15 protein-coding genes are annotated in these 14531 nt (G+C 71.9%); 7 read left to right on the forward strand and 8 right to left on the reverse strand.

All coding sequences use genetic code 11. The features are described from left to right. Window positions 1-45 precede the first annotated feature (45 nt). Window positions 46-1341 carry an arsenic transporter gene (locus ACFWBB_RS31700; protein WP_385279185.1) on the forward strand — a complete coding sequence of 432 codons (1296 nt, stop codon included), beginning with the start codon at window positions 46-48 and terminating at the stop codon, window positions 1339-1341. A gap of 46 nt (window positions 1342-1387) precedes the next feature. On the opposite strand, the gene ACFWBB_RS31705 is transcribed toward ACFWBB_RS31700, so the two are convergent. The 5 genes from ACFWBB_RS31705 to ACFWBB_RS31725 form a co-directional block, all read right to left on the reverse strand. Beyond that, window positions 1388-3388, reverse strand: a complete 2001-nt coding sequence (locus ACFWBB_RS31705; RefSeq protein WP_385279213.1) for an RICIN domain-containing protein — start codon at window positions 3386-3388, stop codon at window positions 1388-1390. A 538-nt stretch (window positions 3389-3926) separates the two neighbouring features. Then, on the reverse strand, window positions 3927-4895 hold the full coding sequence (locus ACFWBB_RS31710) for an aldo/keto reductase (RefSeq protein ID WP_385279187.1): 969 nt from the start codon (window positions 4893-4895) through the stop codon (window positions 3927-3929). Between the two features lie 129 nt (window positions 4896-5024). Beyond that, on the reverse strand, window positions 5025-5540 hold the full coding sequence (locus tag ACFWBB_RS31715) for a flavoprotein (RefSeq protein WP_385279189.1): 516 nt from the start codon (window positions 5538-5540) through the stop codon (window positions 5025-5027). A gap of 9 nt (window positions 5541-5549) precedes the next feature. Beyond that, window positions 5550-6011, reverse strand: coding sequence for a nuclear transport factor 2 family protein (locus ACFWBB_RS31720; protein ID WP_385279191.1), 462 nt, complete (start codon window positions 6009-6011; stop codon window positions 5550-5552). 229 nt (window positions 6012-6240) lie between these two features. Continuing rightward, entirely contained in the window at window positions 6241-6864 is a 624-nt protein-coding gene (locus ACFWBB_RS31725) for a TetR/AcrR family transcriptional regulator (RefSeq protein ID WP_385279193.1), read from the reverse strand. Window positions 6865-6934: 70 nt separating this feature from the next. On the opposite strand from ACFWBB_RS31725, the gene ACFWBB_RS31730 reads away from it, so the two are divergent. Beyond that, window positions 6935-7828 (forward strand): NADP-dependent oxidoreductase, encoded by an 894-nt coding sequence (locus tag ACFWBB_RS31730; RefSeq protein ID WP_385279195.1) that lies wholly within the window; start codon window positions 6935-6937, stop codon window positions 7826-7828. A 65-nt stretch (window positions 7829-7893) separates the two neighbouring features. Continuing rightward, window positions 7894-8439, forward strand: coding sequence for a TetR/AcrR family transcriptional regulator (locus tag ACFWBB_RS31735; protein WP_385279197.1), 546 nt, complete (start codon window positions 7894-7896; stop codon window positions 8437-8439). A gap of 20 nt (window positions 8440-8459) precedes the next feature. On the opposite strand, the gene ACFWBB_RS31740 is transcribed toward ACFWBB_RS31735, so the two are convergent. Together ACFWBB_RS31740 and ACFWBB_RS31745 are read right to left on the reverse strand one after the other, a co-directional pair. Continuing rightward, entirely contained in the window at window positions 8460-8663 is a 204-nt protein-coding gene (locus tag ACFWBB_RS31740) for a ferredoxin (RefSeq protein WP_385279199.1), read from the reverse strand. Between the two features lie 12 nt (window positions 8664-8675). After that, entirely contained in the window at window positions 8676-9872 is a 1197-nt protein-coding gene (locus ACFWBB_RS31745) for a cytochrome P450 (protein ID WP_385279215.1), read from the reverse strand. Between the two features lie 723 nt (window positions 9873-10595). Between ACFWBB_RS31745 and ACFWBB_RS31750 the strand changes: the two genes are divergently transcribed. Both ACFWBB_RS31750 and ACFWBB_RS31755 read left to right on the forward strand, forming a co-directional pair. Beyond that, the gene (locus ACFWBB_RS31750; protein ID WP_385279201.1) at window positions 10596-11219 is read left to right on the forward strand and encodes a LysE family transporter; all 624 of its coding nucleotides are present in this window, start codon (window positions 10596-10598) and stop codon (window positions 11217-11219) included. 116 nt (window positions 11220-11335) lie between these two features. After that, window positions 11336-11785, forward strand: a complete 450-nt coding sequence (locus tag ACFWBB_RS31755) for a nitroreductase family deazaflavin-dependent oxidoreductase (protein ID WP_385279203.1) — start codon at window positions 11336-11338, stop codon at window positions 11783-11785. 130 nt (window positions 11786-11915) lie between these two features. On the opposite strand, the gene ACFWBB_RS31760 is transcribed toward ACFWBB_RS31755, so the two are convergent. Then, window positions 11916-12995, reverse strand: coding sequence for a cation diffusion facilitator family transporter (locus tag ACFWBB_RS31760; protein ID WP_385279205.1), 1080 nt, complete (start codon window positions 12993-12995; stop codon window positions 11916-11918). Between the two features lie 107 nt (window positions 12996-13102). Here ACFWBB_RS31760 and ACFWBB_RS31765 point away from each other — a divergent pair, with 107 nt between their 5' ends. Both ACFWBB_RS31765 and ACFWBB_RS31770 read left to right on the forward strand, forming a co-directional pair. Next, window positions 13103-14125 carry a glutathione S-transferase family protein gene (locus ACFWBB_RS31765; protein WP_385279207.1) on the forward strand — a complete coding sequence of 341 codons (1023 nt, stop codon included), beginning with the start codon at window positions 13103-13105 and terminating at the stop codon, window positions 14123-14125. A gap of 53 nt (window positions 14126-14178) precedes the next feature. Continuing rightward, window positions 14179-14478: a DUF4235 domain-containing protein gene (locus tag ACFWBB_RS31770; RefSeq protein WP_385279209.1), complete on the forward strand. Its 300-nt coding sequence runs from the start codon at window positions 14179-14181 to the stop codon at window positions 14476-14478. Window positions 14479-14531 lie beyond the last annotated feature (53 nt).

Genomic DNA, 14531 nt, shown 5'->3' on the forward strand with positions numbered 1-14531 from the left:
TTTTACCCGCGCGTGTTTTCATGGAGGAACACCCGGACCACTTCGATGGGCGGGCACCGCCGTACCCCGCTCCCGGAGATCCCCATCAACGCCCCGCTCGCCGAAACGCTGTCCGTCGTCCTGCTCGCCGCCGCCCTCGGCTGGGCGGTGCTGCGCCCCGCGGGGCGGTCCGAGGCCCTGGTCGCCGTCCCCGCCGCCGCAGTGGTGATCGCCCTCGGGGCCGTCTCGCCGGAGCACGCGCTGGCGGAGGCCGAGCGGCTCGGGCCGGTCGTCGGCTTCCTCGCTGCGGTGCTGGTACTGGCGCACCTGTGCGACGTCGAAGGCCTCTTCACCGCGTGCGGGGCCTGGATGGCCCGCCGGGCGGCGGGGAGCCCCCGGCGGCTGCTGGTCGCGGTGTTCGTGCTGGCCTCGGTGATCACGGCCGTGCTCAGCCTGGACGCGACCGTGGTGCTGCTGACACCGGTGGTGTTCGCCACCGCCGCCCGGATGGGGGTGCGCTCCAGGCCGCACGTCTACGCGTGCGCCCACCTGTCGAACACGGCCTCGCTGCTGCTGCCGGTCTCCAACCTCACCAACCTGCTGGCGTTCGAGGCGAGCGGGCTGAGTTTCACCCGGTTCGCCGCGCTGATGGCGTTGCCCTGGGTGGTCGCGGTCGGCGCCGAGTACCTGGTCTTCCGGCGCTTCTTCGCCGACGACCTGCCCGCCGCCGAGCCCACCGACGACGACGGTCCGGCACCCGAGCTGCCGCTGTTCGCGCTGGTCACCGTCGGCTGCACGCTCGTCGGATTCGTGGTGGCGTCCGCGGTCGGGATCGAACCGGCGTGGGCCGCCTTCGCCGGGGCGCTGGTCATGGCCGGGCGCGCGCTGGTACGGCGGCGGGTGACCCCGGTCGCCGTGGTGCGGGCCGCCGCGCCGGGGTTCCTGGCGTTCGTGCTGGCGCTCGGCATCGTCGTGCGCGCGGTCGTCGACAACGGGCTCGCCGACGCGCTGCGGCACGTTCTGCCCGACGGCTCGGGCCTGCCGGCCCTGCTCGCCGTCGCCGCGCTGGCCGCCGTCCTGGCCAACCTGATCAACAACCTGCCCGCGGTGCTGGTCCTGGTGCCGCTCGCCGCCCCGGCCGGGACCGGGGCGGTGCTCGCCGTGCTGCTCGGGGTGAACATCGGCCCGAACCTGACGTACGCCGGATCGCTGGCGACTCTGTTGTGGCGGCGCGTGGTGCAGGCGCGGGAGGAGCGTGTCGGGCTCGGGGAGTTCACCCGGCTGGGTCTGCTCACGGTGCCGGCCGCGCTGGTCCCGGCCGTCGTGGCACTGTGGGCCTCGCTCCAGGTGGTCGGCGGCTGACCGCCGGCCGCTCTGGTCGGTGGCGTCCAGGTCAGTGGCGTCCAGGTCAGTGGCGTCCGGAGCCGTATCCCCCGTAGCCGCCGTAGCCGCCGTAGCCGGAACCGCCGTACCCGTATCCGGAGCCGCCGTAGCCGCCGGACGAGCCCGGCCAGCTGCCCGGCGCGCAGTAGTACGAGCAGGGCGTGGTGTTCGAGCCCGAGGAGGAGCTCGTCGGGCCGCTGGCGCTCGGAGTGGTGGACGGGGTCGGCGTGGGCGCGGGCGCCGGGGACTTCGCGGCCTTGGGTGTGGCGGCCGGCGCCGGGGTGTCCGAGGCGGTGCTGTCGGCGCCCCAGTTGACGAACTGCATCTGCGGGTCGGGCTGTGAGGTGTCGATCACCCAGCGCTGGGCCGCGCTGTCCACCCGGTTCTTCAGGACGAGGGCGCCCGATCCGTCGGTGGCGGCGGGCGCCAGCGCGAGGTTCTGGCCCGAACGCGGGACCAGCGTGCCCTGGAGGGTGAAGTCGTACCGCACGTTCTTGGGGTTGGGCTGGGAGGCGCCCGCGCAGGGGGCCAGCCGCACCGAGTAGCCGAGGTGGGAGTCGAGGCACAGATCGGCGTTCGCGGCGCTGCGCACCAGCCCGTCCGGTTCGTACGACCACTGCTGGCCGGCCACGGAGGAGCAGGTGGCGAGTTCGGCCTCGGCGCCGTTGACAGCCTTGGAGCCGACGATGCCGATGCACAGCCCGGAGGCCACGTTGTGCAGCCGGCCACGCAGGGTGCCCTGGGTGTCGTCGCCGACCCCGATCAGGGACGGGTCGGAGGTGGCGGTGTCCGTCCCCGGGGCCCTGGTCTTCGCCGCCTCGTTGCCTGCCGTCGGGGCGGTTCCGTCCCCGGAGCCGACGGCCGCCCATACGCCGAGCGGAAGAACCACCAGCCCGCTCACGGTCAGGACCGCGGCGGCGAGGTTGCGCCGGCGGGCGCGGCGGGCCGCCTTCTGGGCCGAGCGGCTCGACGCGGGGCGGGAGTCGTCGCCGGGAACGGACCCGGTGCGGGAGGTCGCGCCGACCCGCGACGCGATACGGGAGATCGCCCCTGTCCGCAGTCCGGCGCGGGAGGTCGCGCCGGCTCCCGCCCCGGTGCGGGGCGCCGCGGGGGCGGTGGTCCCGTCGGTGAAGGCCTCACCCGCGTAGCCGCGGGGCTGCTCGGCGGGGGGCTCGACGGGCTCGCCGTCACCGGACATCCGGAGTTCCAGGTAGGCCGTGGCGGCCCAGCCCAGGACGCCCTCGGCCAGGGCGGCGCCGAACAGTCCCTCGAACTGCCGCAACTGGTCGGCGGTGTGGAAGCAGTGCCGGCACTGCTCCAGGTGGGCGCGCAGGTCGGGGTCGAGGTCGGCGCCGCCGCGGCGGCAGGTGACGTCCAGCAGCCGGTCGTAGCGGTGGCACTCGTCGTCGGTGGCGAGTTCGCGGTGTACCTGGAGGGTCTCCTCGCGCAACCGCTCGCGGGCCCGGCGCAGTTCGACGCGGGCGCCCTCCTCCTCGAGGCCCAGCAGTCCGGCCGGGACCGCCAGCGGCTCGGCCTCGACCTCGGTGTGCCAGAGCAGGCAGCGGGCGGACTGCGGCAGCCGCTGGAACGCCCGGGACAGGATGCGCCGGTTGAGCGGCGGCAGCAGCCGGGCGGCCGCGCGGTCGCGGTCCTCGCCCTCGGAGCGCAGCGCCGGGTGCAGCAGGTCACGGCGCCCGTCGGCGTCCCATTCGCCGGCGATGCGGCGCACGGTGACGAGCAGATGGGGGCGCCAGGCGGCCGTCGGCCCGTTCTGCCGCAGACTCTCGCCGAACAGCCGGGTGAAGGCGGCCGTGGTGAGCATGCCCGCCGCGCGCTCGCCGTCGGTGCACAGCCCCGCGTAGGCGAAGGCGGCCGCCCAGTGGCGGTCCAGCAACTCACCGACGGGATGCAGTGCGGGTGAAGCCCCCGTCCACTTCTTCAGTTCGGAGCTCAGCTGTTCGTCCGTCGCGTCGAAGCGGCGCGCCGAAGGGGAATTCGACAGGCCTGCGTCATTCACGGTCTGCATTCCTTCCGGGGGCATGCGGCATAAAGTACATACCATCGGGTATGCGATCCCGCCGCACGAAGCGGGATCGACTCGCACAGGGTTCGGCACCTCTGACGTCCGCGGGGGGCGGCTCTTTTGAAGCGTGGGGGGTGTGAACGGGAGGTGTCTCGCGCGCACAGTGGAGAAAACGTTGTCCGTGCGCCGACAAGGCACACCTTTGCACAGCCGGACCAGGCGAAACAAGGGATACAGCGGTTTCATGCATTGCCTGCGACCCGAATAATTTTGACCAAACGTCAACGGCGGAACGCCCTGTGGGGTGGTCCCTGTATCGGTGTCCCTTTTGACGCCCCTTTCATGTGCCTTTCGGGAGGGTCGGGACGGTAATTGCCGCGTGCATTCCCGGTGCCGCCGGCGGTCAGCGAGGGGGCGGGGCCCCGCGGTACCGAGTTCGTACCGCAGGGCCCGCACCAGCGCTCCGCGCGCCCTGCCGCTTCTCGGTTGCGGGTCCGCGGGAGCCGGGCGCGCAGTTCCCCGCGCCCCTGACGGGCGCGTTTCAGTGGCCGGCGATCGGGTGGGGCGCGTAGGGCTCCTCCAGTTCCGCCAACTCCTTTTCGGTCAGAACCAGTTCGGTGGCCGCCACCGCGTCCTCGAGATGCTGGGACTTCGCGGCTCCGATGATCGGGGCGGTCACCGTCGGCTGGTGCAGGAGCCAGGCGAGGGCGACCTGGGCACGCGGGACGCCCCGGTCGGCGGCGATACGGGTGACCGCCTCGACGGTGCCGCGATCGCCCTCCAGGTAGAGGGAGTTGCCGAAGCCGTCCGTGGAACTGCGGCCGGTCTCGGTGCCCCAGTCGCGGGTGAGGCGGCCGCGGGCCAGCGGGCTCCACGGCAGCACACCGACGCCCTGGTCCGCGCACAGGGGCAGCATCTCGCGCTCCTCCTCGCGGTAGAGGAGGTTGTAGTGGTTCTGCATCGACACGAACCTGGCCCAGCCGTGCCGCTCGGCCGTGTACTGCATCTTGGAGAACTGCCAGGCGTACATCGAACTCGCCCCGATGTAGAGGACCTTGCCCGCCTTCACCAGGTCGTGCAGCGCCTCCATCGTCTCCTCGACCGGGGTGTGCGGGTCGAAGCGGTGGATCTGGTAGAGGTCGACGTAGTCGGTGCCGAGGCGGCTCAGGCTGTGGTCGATCTCGGACAGGACGGCCTTGCGGGACAGACCGGCCCCGTTGGGTCCGGGCCGCATCGGGCCGTGCACCTTCGTCGCGAGCACGATGTCGTCACGGTGCGCGAAGTCGCGCAGCGCCCTGCCGACGATCTCCTCGCTGGTGCCGTCGGAGTAGACGTTCGCGGTGTCGAAGAAGGTGACGCCCGCCTCCAGGGCCTGCCGGATGAGCGGACGTGAGGCCTCCTCGTCGAGGGTCCACTCGTGCGCGCCCCGGTCGGGAAGTCCGTAGGTCATACAGCCCAGACCGATCCGTGACACGTCCAGACCCGTCGAGCCGAGCTTCACGTACTGCATCGTCGCCGCTCCTGAGATCGGTGTGGGGTACAGGAGGGGAGCGTACTTCGGCCCGGCGGAACCGTTCCGGGGGCCGAGCCGGCGCTTCGGCGCCGCCGCGCGGTCACCGTACGGCCGGCTCGATCCGGCTCACTCGATCAGGTCCAGCGCCCGCTCCCACCCGAACTCCTCACCCTCGGACCGGTCGTGGGGATACCCGAACCGGACGCCCATGCCGCGCAGCCGTATCAGACTGTCCTGGTAGGCGGGGTGGCCCGCGAGGGTCTCGTTCACGCAGGGCAGGACCCCGACGGGGACGCCGAGTCCCGAGACCTCGCACAGGGTGCCCAGGGCGAGGGTGTCGGCGATGCCCGCGGCCCACTTGTTGATGGTGTTGAAGGTGGCCGGGGCGACGACGACCGCGTCGGGTTCCGGGAACGGCCGCGGATCACCGGGGCGACGCCAGGCCGAGCGGATCGGGCGCCCGGTCTGCGCCTCGACGGCGGCGGTGTCGAAGAAACCGTTCATGGCGTGCGGCGTCGCGATGACGCCCACCTGCCACTCCCGGTCCCGGGCGGCGGCGATCAGCCTGCCGACGTCCGCGGCGATACCGGCGGCGCAGACGACGACGTAGAGAAAGGGCGGCTGTTCGTCCTGTTCGGTCACCCGCGCACCCTACTCAAGCGGGAAGGACAGCCCTCGTTCGGCCTCGGGGCGCGGTCCGTGGACGCGGCGGTCCGCCTCCTCGATCGGCACGTCGTCGATGCTCGCCTCGCGGCGGGTCATCAGCCCGCGCTCGTCGAACTCCCACAGTTCGTTGCCGTAGCAGCGCCACCACTGCCCGGCGTCGTCGCGGGACTCGTACTGGAACCGGACGGCGATGCGATCGCCGTCGTACGCCCAGAGGTCCTTGCGGAGCGCGTACTCGTGCTCGCGGGCCCACTTGCCGGTGAGGAACGCGACGATCGCGGCGCGGCCGGTGAGGAAGGTGTCGCGGTTGCGCCAGACCGAGTCCTCGGAGTGGGCGAGGGCGACCCTGTGCGGGTCGCGGGTGTTCCAGGCGTCCTCGGCGGCCTGGACCTTCAGGAGAGCGGTCTCCCGGGTGAACGGCGGCAGGGGTGGACGGGCGTCCGGCATGGCGGCTCCTGTAGGGTCCCGCGGCCGGTGTCGGAGTGCGCCCTCGTAGCCTGCAGCTTCTTCCGTGGTCTCACGTGGGGTCGGACGTCGGAGTCTCAACTTCGTGGCGTTTCCTCGGCGGTCCTTGCAGTCACCACCGCGCCACAGGCCGCCAACGAGTTCGAGCAGATCATCGTCGCTTACCGCGGCGACGCCAACCTCGTGCGTCGCCGCGGTAAGCGACGCCTTGTCAGGCCCGTAGCCGCGACCCGTCGGGTCCCTGACGACCGCTCGCAGACGGGCAGGTGACATTCCAGGCTGCCTCGATCATGTGGAAGATCTCGTCCACCGCGGCCTGTGGGTCGACCGCTTCACGCGCCAGTGAATAGGCATCGATCACGAACCTCGCGATCGTGCGGCAGGCCGTCGTGCTCTGCCGCAGGTCGGGGGCGGCGACGAGCGCCGTTGCCAACGACTCCGCGTGGCGCAGCCGCATCGATTCCTCGTACTCCCGCAGGGCGGGCGACTCGTCGATCAGGCGCCAGACCGGGGCGGCGCCGTTGGCCGTGCAATGGCGCACCAGGGCGTGGATCTCGCGGCGCAATGCAGGGATGAGTGACTCGTGCTGTGCCCGATCGGTAACTGCCTGCGTGAGGCGCTGCTCGAAATCGTCGTCCCGCTCGAACACCAGGGCCTCTTTCGAGGCGAAGTGGGAGAAGAGCGTGGTGACGGCCACGTCGGCCTCGGAGGCCACGTCCCGGATACCCACCGCGTCGTACCCGCGTTCCAGGAAGAGCCGCAGGGCGGTGTCAGCGATTCTCTGGCGGGTCGCGGCCTTCTTGCGCTCACGGCGTCCGGTCGTCGGCACGGTCATGCTCTTACACTACCAGATCCAAAACAGCAACTGTTACTAAACACTAACCGTTAGTGTTACGGTCGGCCGCATGAAGAAAGTGAGCTTCGCCGAGTTCGGCGGTCCGGACGTTCTGCAACTCATCGATGCCGAGGAGCCCCACGCGGGCCCCGGCCAGATACGCATCGCCGTGCGGGCGGCGGGCGTGAACCCCGTCGACTGGAGGATCCGCGAAGGCCAGGTCCTGGGGGCTCATCCGATCGAGCTGCCCTCCGGGGTCGGACTGGACGCCGCCGGGGTGGTGGACGAGGTCGGCGAGGACGTCGAAGGGATCGCGGTCGGCGACCACGTCTTCGGCGAAGGGGCAAGTACATATGCCGAGTTCGCCGTGCTGTCGGCCTGGGCCCACATGCCCGAGGGGCTTTCGTTCGAAGAGGCGGCAGGCTACCCCTCCGTGGTCGAGACCGCGCTGCGCATCCTCCGCGAGGTCGGGGTGCGGCCTCGGCAGACGCTCCTGGTCAGCGGCGCGGCCGGCGGAGTCGGATCGGCGGTGCTGCAGATCGCCCGCGACCGCGGCATCACGGTCATCGGTACGGCCGGGGCCGCGAACCAGGACTACCTGCGCAGCCTGGGGGCCCTCGCCACGACGTACGACAAGGGCTGGGTCGAGCGTGTGCGGCAGCTCGGCCGTGTCGACGCGGCCCTCGACCTGGCCGGCTCGGGCGTAATCCGCGAGCTCGTCGAGCTGACCGGGGACCCACAGAAGGTGATCTCCATCGCCGATCTCGCTGCGCCGGAGCTCGGTGTCCGATTCTCCGGCGCGGCCGGGAGCATGCCGGCCGCGCTCGCCGAAGCCGCCGACCTCATCTCGCGGGGCAAGTTCCACATCCCGATCGAGAAGTCGTACACGCTCGCCGAGGCCGCGGCGGCCCACATCGACAGCCGCACCGGTCACACGCGCGGGCGCCGAGTTCTGGTCATCTAACGCGGCCGCTAACGTAGAGAACGTTCGTTCTCCCGTCAAGGAACCCTGAGGAGCGGTGGTCGCCCATGGACAGCGCAACAGCTCGTGAGCAGGCGCTCGACGCCGCGGAGAAGCTGTTCTACGGGCGGGGCGTGCAGTCCGTCGGCATGGACGACGTCCGGGGCGCCTCAGGTGTGTCGCTCAAGCGGCTGTACCAGCTGTTCCCGGCCAAGGAGCAGTTGGTGGAGGCGTATCTGGAGCGGCGGGACGAGCGCTGGCGCGAACTGCTGGCGGAGTCCGTCGCACGGCGGCAGGACCCCGGGGAGCGGATCCTGGCCGTCTTCGACTGGCTGGCGCAGTGGTTCGGCGAGCCGGACTTCCGCGGCTGCGCCTGGATCAACGCGTACGGCGAGCTGGGCGCGACCTCGGAGCGGGTCGCGGGTCAGGTGCGGTCGCACAAGCGGGCGTTCCGTGAGTACCTCGGCCGGCTCGTGGCCGAGGCGGGGCTCCCCGACGCGCTCACCGGCCCGCTGTTCCTGCTGGCGGAGGGCGCGATGGTGACGGCCGGGATCAGCGGCGGCGCCGCCCCGGCGGCGGAGGCACGTGAGGCGGCGCGGCTGCTCCTGGGCTGAGAAGCGCCCCTGGACGGACGTCAGCCGGCGGCCGTCCCGGACACCCTGACGGCGCCGACCGGACAGGCCCGCGCGGCTTCCCGGACCATCGGGTCGCCGCCGCCGTCCTCCCGGCCGGGCAGGAGGGCGCTGAAGCCGTCGTCGTCCTGGGTGAAGACACCCGGGGCGGCCAGGGCGCACTGGCCGGCGCCGATACAGATGTCCGCGTCGATGTGGATGTGCATCTCGGCTGCTCCCTACCAGGCCACGGGGAGTTCCAGCATCCCCTGGATCGTGTCGCCCGGCTTCCAGCGGACCTGGTCGGCCGGTACGGCCAACCGCAGACCGGGGAGCCGCTCGAGGAGGGCGCCGAGGGCGATCTCCAGCTCCGCGCGTGCCAGGTTCTGGCCGAGACACTGGTGGACGCCGAAGCCGAACGCCACGTGGTGGCGGGCGGAGCGGTGCCAGTCGAGGGTGTCAGGTGCGGGGTAGGCGCTCTCGTCGCGGTTGATGACGGAGGTCGCGAAGACCACGCCCTCCCCCGCCCGGATCGTCGTCCCGGCCACCTCGATGTCCTCGGTGGCCTGCCGCAGCAGCCCGTCCGCGATGGAGAGCATCCGCATCAGCTCCTCGACGGCCGTCGGCAGCCGCGAGGGGTCGGCGCGCAGCTCGGCCAGCCGTTCGGGATGCTGGAGCAGGGTGTAGGTGCCGAGCGAGATCATGTTGGCGGTCGTCTCGTGGCCCGCGACCAGCAGGATGGTGGCCAGCGCGATCGCCTCCTCCCGGTCCACCGCGCCCTCGCGCACCTGCTCGTGGACCAGGGCGTCGAGTACGCCGTCGCCTGACGGCCCCTCCAGCTTGCGGTCGATCAGCGCGCCGAGGTAGGCGTCGAGCCGGTCGCGCGCGTCGCGCACCTCCTCCGGCACCCGGCTGCGCAACAGCCGTCGCGACTGTTCCTCGAAGAACTCGTGGTCGGCGTACGGGACGCCGAGCAGCTCGCAGATCACCGTGGAGGGCACGGGCAGCGCGAAGGCGTTCACGAGTTCCGCGGGCGGTCCCTGGGCGAGCATCGCGTCGATCCGCTCGTCGACGATCCGCCGGATGGCCGGGCGCATGGCGGTGGCCCGTTTGAGGGTGAAGTTCGCGACCAGCAGCCGGCGCTGGGCGTGGTGTTCGGGGTCGTCGACGTTGAGCAGGGCGGCCCGGCGGTCACGGAGTGCCGTGAAGCGGGGCGAGGTCGCCGGGTAGCCGGGACGGGTGCGATCGGTCGACAGGCGGGGGTCGGCGAGCAGGTCGCGGGCCGCCTCGTGCCCGGTGACCAGCCAGGCGGTGCGGCCGTCGTAGAGGCTGACGCGGGCCAGCGGACGGGAGGCGCGCAGGGAGTCGTAGGCGGCGGGCGGCCGGTAGGGGCAGGTGCGGTCCTGCGGGAAGGCGACGGGAGCCGGACCTCGCACCGAGTCCGGCCCCTCCGTGGCGGCCGCCCCGTTCGGCGGGTCCGTGACATCCGTGTCGTGGGTCGCGGCCGGCGGACCCGTGACTTCCGTCGGGTCCGCCCTGTCCGTCGCGCCCAGCAGGTCCGCCGTGCCCGCCGTGTTCGCCGCGCCCAGCAGGTCCGTCGTGCCCGCCGTGTTCGCCGTGTCCGTCGTGTCCGTCGTGTCCGCCGCGTCCAGCAGATCCGTCGCGCCTGTCGTGTTCGCCGTGCCCGCCGTGTTCGCCATGCCCAGCAGGTCCACCGTGTCCGCCGTGTCCGCCGTGTCCGTCGTGTCCGCCGTGTCCGCCGCGTCCGTCGTGTCCGCCGCGTCCAGCAGGTCCGTCGTGCCCGCCGTGTTCGCCTTGTTCGTCGTGCCTGTCGTGTTCGTGCCTGTCGTGTTCGTCATGGGTGACCTCGCAGACGAAGAGTGCGTCGTACCGATCTTCATTAGATGCCCTGGGCACCTATAGGGCGACGCACAGTTCGGCCAGATCGACGAATGGGGCGATACGGCCGGAACCATTCGCTCCGAAACCGCCCTCCCGGGGGCGCGGGCGGAAATCCGGTTGCCGCCGGTCCGCTCCTGCCCGCAGGATCCGGCCATGTCCCTTTGCGATGCCCTCCTGCCGCTGACCTCCGCCGCCGCTCTTCCGGTGCGGGCGCAGCAGCAGCCCGGCCGTCCCCGGAGGCCCGGCACCGCGCGACCGTGACGGCCGCACTCGTCGCGGGCCTGGTCGCGGGCTACGGCATCGCCGTACCCGTCGGCGCGGTCGCGACCTACGTCGTCTCCCTCACGGCCCGTACCTCGCTGCGCACCGGCGTGTGCGCCGCGCTCGGCGTCGCCCTGGCGGACGGCCTCTACGCCCTGGCCGCCACGGTCGGGGGATCGGCCCTCGCCGCGGTGTTGCGGCCGGTGCTGACACCGCTGCGCTGGGCCTCGGCCCTGGTCCTGCTGGCGCTCGCGGCACGGGGCGCGGTCACGGCCGTACGCCGGTACCGGACCCACCGGCTCAGCACCCGGTCCGCGCCGGCTCCGCCGAGCCCGGCCCGGGCCTTCCTCAGCCTCCTCGGCATCACCCTGCTGAACCCGACGACCGTGATCTACTTCGCCGCGCTGGTCCTCGGCAACGGCACTACCGAGTCCGCACGGCCCACGGAACAGGGCGTGTTCGTGCTGGCCGCCTTCCTCGCGTCCGCGAGCTGGCAGGTACTGCTCGCCGGGGGCGGCGCGCTGCTGGGGCGCGCGCTGACCGGTCACCGGGGCCGGCTGGTGACGGCGCTGGTGTCGAGCGCGGTGATGACGGTGCTGGCCGTACGGATGGTGGTGTAGATGTGCGAGTGTCCTGGGGGACGGATGAATCTCGCGGCCACCGGTGTTGAAGCACCGTGCGGGTCGGACGTACGTGACGCGGACGATGCCACGACATGACGAAGGGGACGGATGCCATGCCTCTCGAAGGCGAGTACGAAGCCAGCCCGACGCAGTGGGTGCGCGACCAGGTGGAGCAGTACGAGCGCTCCGGCGGCACCGAGGGGACGACGCTGCTGGACACCGGAATGCCCGTCATCCTGCTGACGACCCGGGGCGCGAAGAGCGGCAAGCTCCGCAAGACGCCGCTGATGCGGGTGGAGCACGACGGCCGGTACGCCCTGGTCGCCTCGCTCGGCGGGGCGCCGAAGCACCCGGTCTGGTACTTCAACGTCAAGGCCGATGCGCGGGTGGAGCTCCAGGACGGCCCGCGGAAGCAGGACATGACGGCCCGTGAGGTCACCGGAACCGAGAAGGCCGAGTGGTGGGAGCGCGCCGTGGCCGCGTATCCGCCGTACGCCGACTACCAGAAGAAGACGGACCGGGAGATCCCGGTGTTCGTCGTGGAGCCCGCCGACGCGGGCTGAGACGGCGGCCGCCGGCCGCCGTCACTTGGACGGGTTCGTTCCACGAACGCGGAACGAACCCCTCCAAGGGTTTCCGTAGAAAAATCTGTCTCCGGTACGCATGAAGGTGCTCGCACCGGGAAACCGACAGTCAGGCCCCGCCGCGCTCCCCCGTCGCGGCGGGGCTCTGTGCTGCCTCTCCCGCGCTGCGGTCGGTCACGTCGAGGAAGATCTGGTCCGCCTCGGGAATCATTCCGGCGATCGAGCGCTTGATGCGCACGGCGATCTCCTCGACCCGCTCGCTTTCCAGGCCCGGCACGAGGTCGACGCGGGCCGCCACCAGGGCCGAGTCCAGGCCCATCTTCATCGTGAAGAGCGCCTCCACGCTGTCGATCTCGGGCTGGGCTTCGAGCAGCGCGCGGATCCGCGCCCCGGTCTCCGGATCTGCGGCCTCGCCGATGAGCTGGTCGCGGGCCTCACGGCCGAGCCGGTAGGCGACATAGACGAGCAGCGCGCCGATCGCCAGTGAGGCGGACGCCTCCCACACGACCTGCCCGGTCACCATGTGCAGCGCCATGCCGATCGCCGCCAGGGTGACGCCGAGCACCGCGGTGCCGTCCTCGGCGACGACGGTGCGCAGGGCCGGGTCGCGCAGGGCGGCGAGCCCACCGCCCTGCCGGCGCACCTGGTGCAGGGCCCGCAGGAGCGACACGCCTTCGGCGAGGAAGGAGACGCCGAGCACGATCAGGCCCACCACATAGCCGCTGAACTCCTCGTCGGCGCCGCTGCGGAGCGCCTCGACGCCCTGGAAGAAGGAGAAACAGCCGCCCATGACGAAGATCCCCACGGCGGCGAGCAACGACCAGAAGAAGCGCTCCTTGCCGTAGCCGAAGGGGTGCCGCGCGTCGGCGGGACGCCGGCTGCGGCGCAGCGCGGCGAGCAGGAAGACCTCGTTCAGGCTGTCGGCCACGGAGTGCGCGGCCTCCGACAACAGCGCGGGCGAACCCGCGAAGAGACCGCCCAGGGCCTTGGCGAGGGCGATGACCAGGTTGGCGGCGAGCGCTACGAGAATGGTGACGCGTGTCTTGCGGTCGGCGCTCGGTTCCGCTGCCTGATCCCCTCCCTCCCGGGGTTTGTCCGCGGCTGCCCGTCCGGCATCCCGCTCGGTGGTCCGTTCGGTGGTCCGTTCGGCTGTCTGTTCGGCGCTGCGCGCTGAAGGTGTCCCGGTCACCTACGCCGACTGCCCCGGCCGGTCGAGGTCATTCCGTGCCGTCGGCCGAAATCGGGGAACGCGGTCAGCAGACAGGGACGAGAGATCGACGGCAGGCAGGAGGAACCATGAGTGGCGGTGGGGGTGACGGGAACGGCGCGTACGGGCACGGGGCGTTCAAGCGGTCCCGGAGTCACTTCACCGACCGGATTACCGCGGACGGCCGGGACAACTGGCCCTTGACGGCGGGCCGCTACCGTCTGGTGGTCAGCCGTGCCTGCCCGTGGGCGAGCCGGGCGGTGATCTCCCGGCGGCTCCTCGGCCTGGAGGACTCCCTGTCGATGGCGATCGCCGACCCGGTCCAGGACGACCGAAGCTGGCGTTTCACCCTCGATCCGGGCGGCCTCGATCCGGTGCTCGGCATCCGCTGGCTCGGAGAGGCGTACGACCGGCGGGAGCCCGGCCACCCGGGCGGCGTCAGTGTGCCGGCGATCGTGGACGTGCCCAGCGGCGAGCTGGTGACGAACGACTACGGGCAGCTCACCCTGGACCTCGCCACCGAGTGGACGGCCCTGCACCGCCCCGGCGCCCCGGACCTCTACCCCGACCGGCTGCGCGACGAGATCGACACGGTCATGGCCGAGGTGTACGAGGACGTCAACAACGGGGTGTACCGGGCGGGTTTCGCCAGCGAGCAGGGCGAGTACGAGGAGGCGTGCGCGGGTGTCTTCCGGCGGCTGGAGCTGCTGACGTCCCGGCTGGCCCGGCAGCGCTACCTGGTGGGTGACGCGATCACCGAGGCGGACATCCGGCTGTTCACCACGCTGGTGCGTTTCGACGCCGTCTATCACGGTCACTTCAAGTGCAACCGCTGGAAGCTGACGGAGAACCAGGTCCTCTGGGCGTACGCGCGGGACCTCTTCCAGACGCCCGGCTTCGGCGACACCGTCGACTTCGACCACATCAAGCGGCACTACTACCAGGTGCACACCGGTATCAACCCGACCGGAATCGTCCCCCTCGGCCCGGACCTGGCCGGCTGGCACACCTCCCACGCCCGCGAGGAGCTCGGCGGCCGTCCGTTCGGCGCCGGGACACCGCCCGGTCCGGTCCGCGCCGACGAGGAGGTTCCGGCGCGGGGACGGCCCTGAGACCCCTGTTCACGCATCACATGTTCACGCATCACAGAAGGAGTGAGACACACGTGGCCAAGAAGAAGACGAAGCTCCCCCTCGTCTACAAGCCCGTCGGTTTTCTGCTGGGCTGGTCGAGCGGCGCCCTGGCGGGGCTCGCGTTCCGCAAGGCGTGGAAGGTGATCCGCCACGAGGACAACGCGCCGGACGCCCTGGACCGGGACCGCGGCTGGGGCGAGATCGTGGTGGCCGCCGCGGTCCAGGGTGCGATCTTCGCGGCGGTCCGCAGCGTGGCCGACCGCACCGGCGCCAAGGCGATCGAACGGTCCACGGGCGTGTGGCCGGCCGAGGACAAGGGCGGCCGGGACTGAGCGTCCCCGCGTGGCCGGTCAGGGCCCGCGGTGGCCCGGCGGCGCCTCACAGG

Source organism: Streptomyces sp. NPDC060000 (assembly GCF_042737375.1).
Taxonomy (GTDB): Bacteria; Actinomycetota; Actinomycetes; order Streptomycetales; family Streptomycetaceae; genus Streptomyces.

Coding starts and splice junctions, on each gene's coding strand:
- ACFWBB_RS31700 (WP_385279185.1), top strand. CDS start 46: ATGGGCGGGCACCGCCGTACCCCGCTCCCGGAGATCCCCATCAACGCC.
- ACFWBB_RS31705 (WP_385279213.1), bottom strand. CDS start 3,388: ATGCAGACCGTGAATGACGCAGGCCTGTCGAATTCCCCTTCGGCGCGC.
- ACFWBB_RS31710 (WP_385279187.1), bottom strand. CDS start 4,895: ATGCAGTACGTGAAGCTCGGCTCGACGGGTCTGGACGTGTCACGGATC.
- ACFWBB_RS31720 (WP_385279191.1), bottom strand. CDS start 6,011: ATGCCGGACGCCCGTCCACCCCTGCCGCCGTTCACCCGGGAGACCGCT.
- ACFWBB_RS31725 (WP_385279193.1), bottom strand. CDS start 6,864: ATGACCGTGCCGACGACCGGACGCCGTGAGCGCAAGAAGGCCGCGACC.
- ACFWBB_RS31730 (WP_385279195.1), top strand. CDS start 6,935: ATGAAGAAAGTGAGCTTCGCCGAGTTCGGCGGTCCGGACGTTCTGCAA.
- ACFWBB_RS31735 (WP_385279197.1), top strand. CDS start 7,894: ATGGACAGCGCAACAGCTCGTGAGCAGGCGCTCGACGCCGCGGAGAAG.
- ACFWBB_RS31740 (WP_385279199.1), bottom strand. CDS start 8,663: ATGCACATCCACATCGACGCGGACATCTGTATCGGCGCCGGCCAGTGC.
- ACFWBB_RS31755 (WP_385279203.1), top strand. CDS start 11,336: ATGCCTCTCGAAGGCGAGTACGAAGCCAGCCCGACGCAGTGGGTGCGC.
- ACFWBB_RS31765 (WP_385279207.1), top strand. CDS start 13,103: ATGAGTGGCGGTGGGGGTGACGGGAACGGCGCGTACGGGCACGGGGCG.